The sequence below is a fragment of the Maribacter aestuarii genome (assembly GCF_027474845.2).
In the GTDB taxonomy this organism is placed as follows: domain Bacteria; phylum Bacteroidota; class Bacteroidia; order Flavobacteriales; family Flavobacteriaceae; genus Maribacter; species Maribacter aestuarii.
The window spans coordinates 1,864,622-1,877,020 of sequence record NZ_CP107031.2 but is presented as its reverse complement, the minus strand read 5'-3'; the positions used below and the strand labels follow the sequence as shown (position 1 = coordinate 1,877,020).

Genomic DNA, 12,399 nt, shown 5'->3' with positions numbered 1-12,399 from the left:
TGCCGAGGGTAAAACTTATTGTTAACTTCCACACATTAAACGAATACAAATTTATATGAAACTCTTTTCCTTCCTTAGTCTCTTTTGCATCACTCTTTCTATCGCTCAGGTATCCACCACTTCGGCAGAGGATGTATTGATGTCCCTAAAAGATAAGGCGCAATTAGAACAAACTTCCCTGGTCAAGAATATTCCCTTAAAAAATATTGGGCCCTCGATAATGAGTGGTCGCGTAGTGGACCTTGCCGTAAATCCCAACAATCCGACCGAGTTTTACGTAGGTTACGCTTCTGGCGGGCTCTGGTATACCAACAATAATGGTACGACCTTCACTCCGATCATGGACAATTCACATACTCAAAATGTGGGCGATATAGCCGTTGATTGGAAATCGGGCACCATATGGGTAGGTACGGGCGAGAACAATGCTTCCCGTTCTTCATATGCAGGTATTGGTATATTAAAATCCTCTGACAAGGGAAAAACATGGACCAACGTGGGCCTGCAGGATTCACATCATATAGGTCGTATTTTAATCAATCCCACTAATCCGGATGAAGTAGTAGTGGGCGTAACGGGCCATTTGTATTCGCCAAATGAGGAAAGAGGTATTTACAAAACAACTGATGGAGGAAAATCCTGGAATAGAACACTGTTCGTAAGTCCTGAAGCAGGTATTATTGATGTGGCTTTTGCCCCGAACAATTTCAACATCATGTATGCTTCAGCTTGGGAAAAAGATAGAAAAGCATGGGTATTCCTAGGAAACGGAACAGATTCAGGAATATATAAAAGTACCGATGGCGGCAGCTCCTGGACCAAAGTTTCTACTCCCGAGAGTGGATTTCCTACTGGAGACGGTGTGGGTAGGATCGGACTGGCCGTTTTTGATGAAAATACGGTTTACGCCGTTCATGATAATCAATCCAGAAGGCCAAAGAAATCTGAAGAGAAGAAAAAATCTGACGGTCTCACCAAGGAAGATTTTAAAACAATGTCTTCCGAAAACTTCTTAAAATTATCGGACAAGGAATTGAACAACTTTTTGAAGAACAACAACTTTCAAGAAAAGTACCGTGCAGAGAACGTTAAACAGATGGTACGAAGTGGAGCTGTAAAGCCAACAGATTTGGCCAAATATCTGGAAGATGCCAATTCCATGCTTTTTGATACACCAGTTATAGGCGCCGAGGTTTACAAAAGCACGGATAGTGGTAAAACTTGGAACAAACGGAACGAAGATTTTATAGATGATCTGTTTTATAGCTATGGTTACTATTTTGCTCAAATTAATGTAGACCCTTCCAATGTTGATAAAATCTACTTGGCCGGAGTGCCCATAATTAAATCGGACGATGGCGGAAAAACTTATACCTCTATTAACGGGGATAACGTACATTCGGACCATCATGCACTCTGGATAAACCCAAAAATGTCCGGGCACCTTATCAACGGTAACGATGGTGGGGTAAATATATCTTATGATGATGGTAAAAATTGGAGCAAGAACAATGCGCCTTCCGTGGGGCAATTTTATGCCATTAACGTGGACAATGAAGAACCCTATAATGTTTACGGAGGGTTACAGGACAATGGGGTATGGAAAGGTCCGCATGACGCCGAAGAAAACAGTGAATGGCATCAAACAGGACATTATCCATGGAAATCTATCATGGGAGGTGACGGGATGCAAGTTCAAATAGATAATAGAAATTCAGATATCGTTTACACGGGATTTCAATTTGGAAATTATTACCGTTTAGATTTAAAAAATGATAAGCGCAGCTATATACAGCCCAAACATGAGCTGGGAGAAACGCCTTACCGTTTTAATTGGCAAACACCAATATTACTTTCCCACCATAATCAGGACATTATTTATTTGGGAGGAAACAAACTACACCGGTCCTTAAACCAAGGTGACGACTGGGAGACCATTTCGGGTGACCTGACGCAAGGTGGAAAGGAAGGCGATATCGCCTATGGTACGCTGACCACAATTTCAGAATCACCTTTTAAATTTGGGCTTATCTATACGGGTAGTGATGATGGTTTGATACAAATCACCAAGGATGCAGGTGGAAGTTGGACGAACATTAGTAATTCCCTTCCAAAAAACCTGTGGGTGAGTCGGGTGGCGGCGTCCAAACACAAAAAAGAACGGGTCTACGCCACGTTAAACGGATACCGTTGGGATGATTTTACCTCCTATATCTTTGTCAGTGATGATTATGGAAAAACATGGAAATCTATTTCCAATAATATGCCAAGCTCACCGGTCAACGTTATCGTAGAAGACCCAGAAAATGAGGATTTATTATTCGCAGGTACGGACAATGGGCTGTACATCTCTTTCAATCGCGGAAGTTCTTGGGAAGTTTTCCAGAATGGTATGCCCAATGTCGCCGTGCACGATTTGGTCATACAACCCAAAGCGAAGCATCTTTTAGTAGGAACACACGGGCGCAGTATTTATAAGGCCGATATTTCAACGCTACAATTGATGGATTCGGAGCTAATGGAGAAGGACCTACATCTTTTTGACTTGGCTTCGATAAAACACAATAAGAATTGGGGAAGTTCATGGAGCTCTTGGTCCAAACCACAGACCCCAGGATTAGATATTACTTTTTATACAAATGAAGCCGATGCGTTTGAGGCGACCATTTTAAGCTCGGACGGAATCGAAGTAAGTGCCACGGAAATAGCCGCCGATGAAGGGTTAAATGTGTTATCATTTGACGTTGCATTTTCTAAAGCCGGAAAAATGAACTATTTGAAAAAACATAAAACCGAATTGACAGAAGCTAAAAACGGCAAGACCTATTTACCAGAGGGTACTTATTCCATAGTGATGAAGAGTAATGGCGCAGAAGAGAAAAAGGAGTTTACAATTGAATAAATCCTAAAATGGAACTATCCCTGAGTATTCCCGCGCTTTTATTTCCGGCCATCTCACTGACCATGCTGGCCTATAATGCCCGTTATTTGACCATTGCTGCACTTATACGGCAATTGCATCAAAAATATCAGGAAACGGAATCAAAATCCATAGGACTACAAGTACAACAGTTAAGAAAAAGACTTATTATTATTAAGAATATGCAGGCGACCGCGATATTCAGTTTCCTCTTAGCGGTCATTACCATGTTCTTAATCTATGTAGAACTTGGTTTTTGGGCCAATCTTATTTTTGTCATTAGCCTTTTGGCGCTCATGGTTTCCTTGGTTTTATCGTTTATTGAGGTTCAACTATCCACAAAGGCGCTTTCCATTCAACTTAGAGATATTGAAGAATAGCGACTTATGTAAGAATCTTCAGTTTTTATTGCCATAGTTTACTTTCCATCGAATCCCAATATAATCCCTATATTTAGGGGCTATTTAAAACATTAACTATCATGAAACGGGTAAAGGACCTGGAATTCTTTAAGAACATTAGAGAAGTCAGGGAATTCGAATTCGGTATCTTTTATTACTTCGACGGTTTAGTAATCTCGGAAGTGAAAGAGGGCGTGGTCTTTGGTTGGGACATGGCCGAAAAAGCAGTTAGGGCCTCTCGTGAAATCTTTGGGGCAGACAAACCTATTGCCTATATCTCCAATAGGATCAATAAATATTACGTTCTTCCAAAGGACTGGGCAAAATTTTATAAGAATAGAGGGCAGTTAAGCTTTTATGCTGTAGTAGGACAAACCCAGGGAAGCTTTGCAAGTCTAGTATTAGAAAGAATGTTCTTTAAGAATTCAATCCAACAGTTTTCTGATATTGAAAAGGCCATAGCTTGGAGCCTTACTAAAATTGCGAGTGCCAAAGAGTTGGCTTAGGGAAATTTCTTCTCTTAAATTCAATAATCATTTCATTTCCATTTATAAGTAGAATTCTCTATTATATTCCATGAGCGTATGTGATTTTCAAGAAAAGTGACTAACTCATTTTTCAACTTCTTGATGCTTACGGAAATCCAATTTCACGAACTAGGCACACCGATTAGGAAAAAATGCAAGGTCCTGTTTGTTTAATAATTTTTCTTAAAATATACTATTTAGGGCTTAAATTCTAAACAGCATTTGCGGTATGATTAAAATGGGTCTAAATAATATACTAAACCCATTGAAAACTTGTTAATAACTCGTCCTTACCGTAAATTTGTCACGCTAAAAAATCAACAAATGAGTGGATTGCTAAAATCTTCAATAGCCCGAAAAGTAGTAATGGCGCTTTCCGGTCTTTTTCTGGTCCTTTTCCTCGGCCAACACTTTGTCATCAATATTACCTCTGTCATTGCTCCAGATACTTTTAATTCTTGGTCCCACTTCATGGGGTACAATCCATTGGTACAATTCATCCTACAACCTATTCTAATTGCGGGTGTAATCGTCCATTTTGCTATGGGAATTGCTCTGGAGATTCAGAACAATAGAGCTAGGTCCACAAAGTATGTTAAATACAAAGGGGGGCGAACGCGTCCTGGATTTCAAGAAACATGATTATTACCGGCTTGGTGGTACTCGCTTTTCTAGGCTTGCACATGTACGATTTTTGGGTACATGAAATGGCTTATAAATATGTTGAGGCCAACCCAGAGGACCCGACTAGATACTATGAGGAAACCGTCCATAAATTTGAACCTATATGGAGAACCGTTCTCTACGTTCTAGCTTTTGGTCTTTTAGCCTTGCATCTCTTGCATGGATTTGCTTCCTCATTTCAGACGATGGGAGTGAACAATAAGTACACACCTGCAATACAAACATTTACAAAAATATATGCTATAGCCATCCCATTGGGATTTGCATTCATAGCTATCTATCATCACCTTAACCCAATAACACATTAAGTATGGGCATATTGGATTCTAAAGTTCCGTCAGGGCCATTGGCCGATAAATGGACCAACCATAAAAATCACATTAATCTGGTTAACCCAGCCAACAAGCGCAATATTGACATTATTGTTGTGGGAACCGGTCTTGCTGGTGGTTCCGCCGCGGCGACCTTGGCCGAACTCGGATACAATGTAAAAACATTTTGCTACCAGGATTCTCCAAGACGTGCGCACTCCATTGCGGCGCAGGGAGGTATCAACGCATCAAAAAATTATCAAGGAGATGGTGACAGTAACTATCGCTTGTTCTATGATACCGTAAAGGGTGGGGACTACCGTTCACGCGAGGCAAATGTATATCGGTTGGCAGAAGTATCCGGTCACATTATAGATCAGTGTGTTGCCCAAGGTGTACCCTTCGCAAGGGAATATGGTGGTCTATTAGACAACCGTTCTTTTGGTGGAGTATTGGTCTCAAGAACATTTTACGCCAAAGGACAAACGGGGCAGCAATTACTTTTAGGTGCCTATTCCGCTATGAACCGTCAAATAAACAGGGGTAAAATTAAGCCTTTTAACCGTCATGAAATGATGGATTTAGTAAAAGTCGATGGTAAGGCACGCGGTATTATTGCACGAAATTTGGTTACCGGTGAGATTGAAAGGCATTCGGCGCATGCCGTTGTATTGGCAACAGGAGGTTATGGGAATGTATTCTTCCTTTCTACCAATGCTATGGGAAGTAACGTAATGGCTGCATGGCGAGCTCATAGAAGAGGTGCCTTTTTTGCTAATCCTTGTTACACGCAGATTCATCCGACGTGTATTCCGGTATCTGGAGATCATCAGTCTAAATTAACCTTGATGTCAGAATCTTTACGAAACGATGGGCGTATCTGGGTTCCAAAAAAATTAGAAGACGCTCAAGCCATTCGCGAAGGGAAATTAAAACCAACGCAGCTGAAGGAAGAAGACCGCGATTATTATTTGGAAAGACGTTATCCAGCTTTTGGAAATTTAGTTCCACGTGATGTTGCTTCTAGAGCAGCTAAAGAGCGTTGCGATGCCGGATTTGGTGTGAACAAAACCGGAGAGGCCGTTTACTTGGACTTTGACGCTGCCATAATGCGCTATGGTAAAGAAAAAGCATTGACTTCAGGAATTAAGGATGCCGATGATAGAACCGTAAGGGCTTTGGGCGAAGAGGTTATAGAAACCAAGTACGGAAACCTTTTTCAGATGTATGAAAAGATAGTAGATGAAAATCCGTACAAGACACCTATGATGATTTACCCTGCCGTACATTACACCATGGGTGGACTTTGGGTAGATTATAATTTACAGACCACCGTTGAAGGCTGTTATGCTGCCGGTGAAGCTAACTTTAGTGACCATGGTGCAAACAGGTTAGGAGCCTCCGCGCTTATGCAGGGTCTTGCAGATGGGTATTTTGTACTTCCCTATACCATAGGTGATTATTTATCCAACGACATTAGAACGGGTAAGATCCCGACCGACTCTCCCGAGTTTGAAGCTGCGGAGAAAGAAGTGAGGGACCGTATGGAGAAATTGATGAACGGAAGTGGAACACATTCCGTTGATTATTACCACAAAAGACTTGGAAAAATAATGTGGAATAAGTGTGGAATGTCCCGTAACGCAATTGAATTACAGGAAGCCATTGACGAGATTTCCGATTTACGTAAAGACTTCTGGGAAAATGTGCGTGTGCCAGGATCAACAGATAGTAAGAACCAAGAATTGGAGAAGGCCGGGCGTGTTGCTGATTTCTTAGAGTTAGGTGAATTGTTTGCCAAGGACGCTTTAACACGTAACGAGTCCTGTGGAGGGCATTTTAGAGAGGAATACCAAACTCCAGAGGGTGAAGCATTAAGAGACGATGAAAACTTTAAGTTTGTGTCGGCTTGGGAATATAAGGGTGAACCCAAAGACGCTGTTCTGCATAAAGAAGAGTTGAAGTATGAAAATATTGAGTTGAAAACGCGTTCATATAAATAACAATTTCAGCATGAAATTAAACTTAAAAATCTGGCGTCAAAAAGATGCCACTTCTAAAGGAAAAATGACTGATTATACCATAGACGGTATTGATGGTGATATGTCCTTTTTGGAAATGATGGATGTTCTTAATGAGGATTTAATCAATAAAGGAGAGGAGCCTGTGGAGTTTGATCACGATTGCCGTGAAGGTATTTGTGGTTCTTGTTCTTTACAAATAAATGGCGAACCGCATGGCCCCGATAGGTTGGTCACAACCTGTCAGTTGCATATGCGCAAGTTCAATGATGGAGATACTATTGTCATTGAGCCGTTTAGAGCCAGAGCATTTCCTGTGATTAAAGATTTAATCGTTGACCGGTCTGCTTTTGATAGAATTCAGCAAGCAGGCGGATATATTTCCATTAACACCTCTGGAAATACCCAAGACGCTAATTCCATTCCAATAGATAAACATGATGCAGATGACGCTTTTTATGCTGCTGCCTGTATCGGTTGTGGGGCCTGCGTTGCAGCTTGTAAAAATGCGAGTGCCATGCTGTTTACCTCTGCTAAGGTATCTCAATATGCCTTGTTACCCCAAGGAAAGGTAGAGGCTACGGAACGCGTACAAAATATGGTTCGACAAATGGACTTGGAAGGTTTTGGAAACTGCACCAACACAGGAGCCTGTGAAGTAGAATGTCCTAAAGGAATCTCCTTAGAGAACATTGCGCGCATGAACCGTGAATATTTAGCAGCCAATATTAAGGGATAACACGATACAGTCCAAAATAGATTCAAAATCCTAAACTTGTAAGTTTAGGATTTTTTATTTTTAATCATGCCCAAAAAGTATTCTGAAGAACGTATTATCGTACCGCGCTTTAATGAAGAATCTGGATTTTATACTACTCCAGAGCGTTCCAAGATTATGAGCAAGATACGGGGCAAGAATACCAAGCCCGAACTCGCCTTTAGAAAAGCTTTATATGCCGCCGGATATCGATATCGCATCGATTACAAAAAGTTGATAGGGAAGCCAGATATTGTCTTAAAAAAATATAGAACTGTCATCTTTATTGATGGAGAATACTGGCACGGACGTAACTGGGAAGAACGAAAACCTAAGATAAAAACAAACCGTGACTTTTGGGTCGCCAAATTTGAGCGCAACATACAGCGTGATAAAGAAGTGAATGCGGAATTAAAACGTTTGGGATATACCGTTTTTCGTTTTTGGGAATCCGAAGTTAAGAAAGAATTGGAATTCTGTATCGAGAAAGTCATCCAACACCTGAAAGTGGATGAAACGAGCTGATATTAGCTTCCTTTATGAAACCTTTAACCTTTGAATCCCTATATTTATAAGGGCTTTAACGCATTTTTTGGCTTATCTTCTTTATATTAAGTATAGAAATTAATTATTAACCTTAAAAACAAAAATAAATGAAGAGGATTGCAATTTTAGCAACAAATGGATTTGAAGAAAGTGAATTAAAGTCTCCAAAAGAGGCAATGGAAAATGCGGGATTTAAAGTAGATATCGTAAGCCCAGAGAACGGAGAAATTAAAGGTTGGGCTAACGGAAATTGGTCAAACTCCTATAAAGTAGATAGAAATTTAAAAGAGGTCAAAGCGGAAGAATATAATGCGCTAATGTTACCAGGAGGAGTAATCAACCCGGATAAATTGAGAACAAATGAAGATGCACTGTTATTTGTCAGGGATTTCTTTAAAATGAAGAAGCCGGTAGCAGCCATATGCCATGCACCGCAAATTTTGATTAGTGCGGACGTTGTAAAAGGAAGAAAATTGACTTCATTCAACTCCATAAAAGATGACTTAATCAATGCCGGAGCCAATTGGGTAGACCAAGAGGTAGTAGTAGATGAAGGATTTGTAACCAGTAGAAATCCAAATGATTTACCAGCTTTTAACTCCAAGTTAATTGAGGAGATAAGAGAAGGTAAGCATGAAGAACAACATGCATAATATTTGAATTAGTTCGATGAAAGAGCCTGACCATTTGGTCGGGCTCTTTTTATTCATCATAAGGTTCAATTTTTATTATTTTTAAACAATGTCCGATAATCCAATCCATTTCAACTCCAAATTACCTAAGGTAGGTACAACCATCTTTACCACAGTGGGCAATCTCGCTAGAGTACATCAGGCTCTTGATTTATCCCAGGGATTTCCGAATTTTGAAGCGGACAAAAAGCTTATGGAACTGGTTTCTAAGGCCATGGTTCAGGGTCATAACCAATATGCGACCATGCCTGGCTATTATGGTTTACGTGAAGTAATCTCTCGAAAAATCGAAAACTTACATGGGGCTTCCTATGACGCAGAGACAGAGGTTACCGTTACTGTTGGTGCCACTCAGGCAATTTATACAACAATCACGGCATTCGTGCATCCATCGGATGAAGTTATTGTGCTAAAACCTGCTTACGATTGTTACGAGCCCGCTATTGAGGTAAATGGTGGTATTCCCGTCTATTTGCAACTAAAAGCGCCCAACTATCAAGTTAACTGGGAAAATTTCCAACAGTTAATTACAGCAAAGACCAGAATGGTCATCATCAATACTCCGCACAACCCCAGCGGACGCATTTTTTCCAAAGCGGATATGATGAGGCTTCAGGAAATATTGAAGGGTACCAACATAATTTTATTAAGCGACGAAGTCTATGAGCATATTATTTTTGACGGACGTGAACATCAAAGTGCCTCACGGTTCAAGGATTTGGCATCACGCAGTTTCGTCTGTGCTTCCTTCGGGAAGACATTTCACGTGACCGGATGGAAAATAGGCTATTGTGCCGCTCCCGCTTCGCTTATGAAGGAATTCCGAAAAGTACACCAATTTAATGTTTTCAGCGTAGACCACCCGACACAACGTGCAATGGCTCAATACTTGCAAAATGAAGCGCATTATAATAACCTCAGCAGCTTCTATCAAAAGAAAAGGGATTTTTTCTTAAAGGGATTGGAAAATTCTAGATTTAAATTTGAACCTTCGGCCGGAACGTATTTTCAGTTGTTGGACTATTCCCAAATTACAGATGAGTCCGATGAAAATTTTGCAAAAAGATTGATTAGTGATTATAAGTTGGCCAGTATTCCTATATCTTCCTTTAACGTAAACCGTAGAGATGATAAAGTACTTCGGTTTTGTTTTGCAAAAAAAGAGGAGACTTTAGTTCAGGCCTTGGAAATTCTTATGAAGCTTTAGTTCAGGGCGGCATTCAATTTAGTCATAAACTCCCCAATTTTATTAGGTTCTAACCACCGGGTAACCACTACCATGTCGTTCTCCTTATCCACTATAATGAAATTACCCCCAAAGCCGGCGGCATAATAAATAGTCTCCGAGAGACCTTCCCAATGCCTGTTCCCCTTTTTATTTAGCCACCACATATATCCGTAGTTCTTATTGGGTACTGAGGGCTCAACAGCCATCTCAATCCATTCTTTGCTTATGAGTTGCTCATTTTTCCATTTACCGTTGTTCAAAAATAATAGACCAAACCGTGCCATGTCCTCCGTGTTGATAAAGAGTCCAGCACCGGAATGACCTCCACCCGTAACAGACTTCATTTTTAATCCATCTATCTCTGTCCAAGCATGGTCGTAACCATGCCATCGCCAAGAAGTTGACGCTCCTATCCTATCCATTATTTTTTCTTTCAGGACAACTGGCATTGGCTTTCGCCATAAGTGTGTTAGTGCATAGGCCAGAACATTTACACGTACATCATTGTATTCCATGACCGTTCCCGGCTCCGCAGGCCGCTGAAATTTCCAATCATCAATGCCGCCTTCTTTTGGTGGTCTATCCGCCCAATCCTTACCGCCCCAAAGTTCACCGGACCAAGCGGAATTTTGTTGCAATAAGTGCTCCCAGCTAATTTTTGAATTGTGCGCCCCTGCAAAATTTCCATCCCATATATAACCCACTACCTTATCATCTAAGTTTGCAATAAGCCCTTCATCAACTGCCAGACCGGCCATTGTACTTAAAAAACTTTTGGTAACACTAAAGGTCATATCCACCCGTTTGGTATCTCCCCACTGCGCCACTATGTAGCCATTTTTTAAAATCATTCCGGCTGGACCACCTCGCTTTTTCGTTGGACCAAGAATTTCATGAAAGGGTTCGCTTTCAAATCCTTTTAGAATGGCAATCCTTAAATCTCGTGAACCTGAGTATTCATTGGCTTCAGCAAAACTTACGGCCTGTTTAAGTTTCTCTGCATCAATTGTAAAATCTGAAGCAGATTTTTGAGACCAATCCGCATTTCTTTCAGGAAAATAATAATTTTCTTGAGCGCTCACCGCAGTCAGAAAAGCTAGTGAAAGGATAAGTGGAGCAATGTTTTTCATTGATTGATTGTATTTGTGAAATTTACTGGAAGTTACTCAAATCGTACCGCATTAACCAATCGGTCTGTTTATCGTTTCCAATGTAGTATGGGTGGGTGCCGAACTTTTTAAAACCGTATTTCTGATAAAATCGGATAGCAGCCACGTTCTTCTCCCAAACACCCAACCATATATATTCCTTACCTTTTTCAGCACCAAGTTTTACTGCATGTTGTAAGAGCTTTTGACCAATTTTTCTACCCTGAAAATCATTTAAAACGTAGATACGCTCCAATTCCACATTGTTCTTATTTTTAATATCTGTCTGGGCATCGTTCTCGTTCAGTTTAAAATAACCTACTAAAGCCTTATCTAGAAAACTAAAATAAAAGGAAGAATTTGGGTTTTCAAGTTCACTCTTAATTTTCATTTCGTCAAAAGCAAAATCAATATAAGTCTTAAAGTCCTCTGGGTCGTTATCCTTTTCAAAAGCATCTATAAAGGTTTTCCGAGAAATATATAGCAATTCCTCAATATCCTTATTCTCACATTTCTTAAATTGAAGTTCCATAAGCCTAAAAATAGAAAAAGGAGCAAATAAATTTGCTCCTTATGGGGGAATTCTACGCTTTAGTCTTTCAAAGCATAAACAAACTCTTGGCAAGTTGTAAGACGGCCTTATTCGAAATTCTCAAATCCGCTGTGAGCTCTTCGATAAGGTCTTGTCATTGTCCATTTCTGGTAAGCATATGAAGTAGGTATTTCGTTATAATCTCCTTAGTCCTGTTTTTCAGCAAATAATTTACCTTCCGTTCTCATTAAAATAATTCCTTCGGCTGTTTCTTCCATTTTTACGTAATCGTCTGGAAAATCGGTTCCAGGGTACGAAACTTTATAGATACCGTTATCTGCGCTCCAGCTAAAATCGGTCAGAAAGATAACCTCTCCGTTTTTGTATCCGTGAAACCTACCCAGGTATACATCGTTAAAAATCCATTCTTCGGAGTCAACTACCAACTTATTGGTATTGGTAGCTGTTTTTACAGTATGGTGCCAAATTCCAATAATAGGATCATCATTAATCTCAATTTTTGAACAAGAAGCAAAAAGAACGCACAATAGCAAACATTTACAAAAGGTCTTCATTTTAGGTTAAGTTTTAAAAGCGATTTGGGTTTCACTTTGGTTACTCAACAAATATAT

Annotated in this window: 11 protein-coding genes and 1 pseudogene; 9 read left to right on the top strand and 3 right to left on the bottom strand. The window is 40.2% G+C overall.

Going from position 1 to position 12,399, the window contains the following annotated elements; genetic code table 11:
* Positions 1-55 precede the first annotated feature (55 nt).
* The 9 genes and pseudogenes from N8A89_RS08490 to N8A89_RS08450 all read left to right on the top strand — a co-directional run bounded on the left by N8A89_RS08490 (position 56) and on the right by N8A89_RS08450 (position 10,066).
* The gene (locus N8A89_RS08490) at positions 56-2,902 is read left to right on the top strand and encodes a WD40/YVTN/BNR-like repeat-containing protein (protein ID WP_281541876.1); all 2,847 of its coding nucleotides are present in this window, start codon (positions 56-58) and stop codon (positions 2,900-2,902) included.
* A gap of 8 nt (positions 2,903-2,910) precedes the next feature.
* The gene (locus tag N8A89_RS08485) at positions 2,911-3,300 is read left to right on the top strand and encodes a DUF2721 domain-containing protein (RefSeq protein WP_281541875.1); all 390 of its coding nucleotides are present in this window, start codon (positions 2,911-2,913) and stop codon (positions 3,298-3,300) included.
* Between the two features lie 101 nt (positions 3,301-3,401).
* Positions 3,402-3,827 (top strand): hypothetical protein, encoded by a 426-nt coding sequence (locus N8A89_RS08480; protein ID WP_281541874.1) that lies wholly within the window; start codon positions 3,402-3,404, stop codon positions 3,825-3,827.
* A 345-nt stretch (positions 3,828-4,172) separates the two neighbouring features.
* Positions 4,173-4,840 (top strand): annotated as a pseudogene (locus N8A89_RS08475) (succinate dehydrogenase cytochrome b subunit).
* A gap of 2 nt (positions 4,841-4,842) precedes the next feature.
* Positions 4,843-6,846, top strand: coding sequence for a fumarate reductase/succinate dehydrogenase flavoprotein subunit (locus tag N8A89_RS08470; protein ID WP_289645347.1), 2,004 nt, complete (start codon positions 4,843-4,845; stop codon positions 6,844-6,846).
* A 10-nt stretch (positions 6,847-6,856) separates the two neighbouring features.
* On the top strand, positions 6,857-7,603 hold the full coding sequence (locus N8A89_RS08465; protein WP_281541873.1) for a succinate dehydrogenase/fumarate reductase iron-sulfur subunit: 747 nt from the start codon (positions 6,857-6,859) through the stop codon (positions 7,601-7,603).
* A 66-nt stretch (positions 7,604-7,669) separates the two neighbouring features.
* Positions 7,670-8,146 carry a very short patch repair endonuclease gene (locus N8A89_RS08460; protein WP_281541872.1) on the top strand — a complete coding sequence of 159 codons (477 nt, stop codon included), beginning with the start codon at positions 7,670-7,672 and terminating at the stop codon, positions 8,144-8,146.
* Between the two features lie 128 nt (positions 8,147-8,274).
* Positions 8,275-8,820: a type 1 glutamine amidotransferase domain-containing protein gene (locus N8A89_RS08455; RefSeq protein WP_281541871.1), complete on the top strand. Its 546-nt coding sequence runs from the start codon at positions 8,275-8,277 to the stop codon at positions 8,818-8,820.
* An 88-nt stretch (positions 8,821-8,908) separates the two neighbouring features.
* Positions 8,909-10,066 carry a methionine aminotransferase gene (locus tag N8A89_RS08450; RefSeq protein ID WP_281541870.1) on the top strand — a complete coding sequence of 386 codons (1,158 nt, stop codon included), beginning with the start codon at positions 8,909-8,911 and terminating at the stop codon, positions 10,064-10,066.
* Here N8A89_RS08450 and N8A89_RS08445 read toward each other — a convergent pair.
* The 3 genes from N8A89_RS08445 to N8A89_RS08435 form a co-directional block, all read right to left on the bottom strand.
* The gene (locus tag N8A89_RS08445) at positions 10,063-11,217 is read right to left on the bottom strand and encodes a serine hydrolase domain-containing protein (protein ID WP_281541869.1); all 1,155 of its coding nucleotides are present in this window, start codon (positions 11,215-11,217) and stop codon (positions 10,063-10,065) included. The genes N8A89_RS08450 and N8A89_RS08445 overlap by 4 nt on opposite strands.
* 22 nt (positions 11,218-11,239) lie before the next feature.
* Positions 11,240-11,767, bottom strand: coding sequence for a GNAT family N-acetyltransferase (locus N8A89_RS08440; RefSeq protein ID WP_281541868.1), 528 nt, complete (start codon positions 11,765-11,767; stop codon positions 11,240-11,242).
* A gap of 206 nt (positions 11,768-11,973) precedes the next feature.
* Positions 11,974-12,342: a hypothetical protein gene (locus tag N8A89_RS08435; RefSeq protein WP_281541867.1), complete on the bottom strand. Its 369-nt coding sequence runs from the start codon at positions 12,340-12,342 to the stop codon at positions 11,974-11,976.
* Positions 12,343-12,399 lie beyond the last annotated feature (57 nt).

Excerpts from the sequence above, each read along its gene's own strand:
- N8A89_RS08490 (WP_281541876.1), top strand. The coding sequence starts at position 56 with ATGAAACTCTTTTCCTTCCTTAGTCTCTTTTGCATCACTCTTTCTATC.
- N8A89_RS08485 (WP_281541875.1), top strand. The coding sequence starts at position 2,911 with ATGGAACTATCCCTGAGTATTCCCGCGCTTTTATTTCCGGCCATCTCA.
- N8A89_RS08470 (WP_289645347.1), top strand. The coding sequence starts at position 4,843 with ATGGGCATATTGGATTCTAAAGTTCCGTCAGGGCCATTGGCCGATAAA.
- N8A89_RS08460 (WP_281541872.1), top strand. The coding sequence starts at position 7,670 with ATGCCCAAAAAGTATTCTGAAGAACGTATTATCGTACCGCGCTTTAAT.
- N8A89_RS08480 (WP_281541874.1), top strand. The coding sequence starts at position 3,402 with ATGAAACGGGTAAAGGACCTGGAATTCTTTAAGAACATTAGAGAAGTC.
- N8A89_RS08435 (WP_281541867.1), bottom strand. The coding sequence starts at position 12,342 with ATGAAGACCTTTTGTAAATGTTTGCTATTGTGCGTTCTTTTTGCTTCT.
- N8A89_RS08465 (WP_281541873.1), top strand. The coding sequence starts at position 6,857 with ATGAAATTAAACTTAAAAATCTGGCGTCAAAAAGATGCCACTTCTAAA.
- N8A89_RS08455 (WP_281541871.1), top strand. The coding sequence starts at position 8,275 with ATGAAGAGGATTGCAATTTTAGCAACAAATGGATTTGAAGAAAGTGAA.
- N8A89_RS08445 (WP_281541869.1), bottom strand. The coding sequence starts at position 11,217 with ATGAAAAACATTGCTCCACTTATCCTTTCACTAGCTTTTCTGACTGCG.
- N8A89_RS08450 (WP_281541870.1), top strand. The coding sequence starts at position 8,909 with ATGTCCGATAATCCAATCCATTTCAACTCCAAATTACCTAAGGTAGGT.
- N8A89_RS08440 (WP_281541868.1), bottom strand. The coding sequence starts at position 11,767 with ATGGAACTTCAATTTAAGAAATGTGAGAATAAGGATATTGAGGAATTG.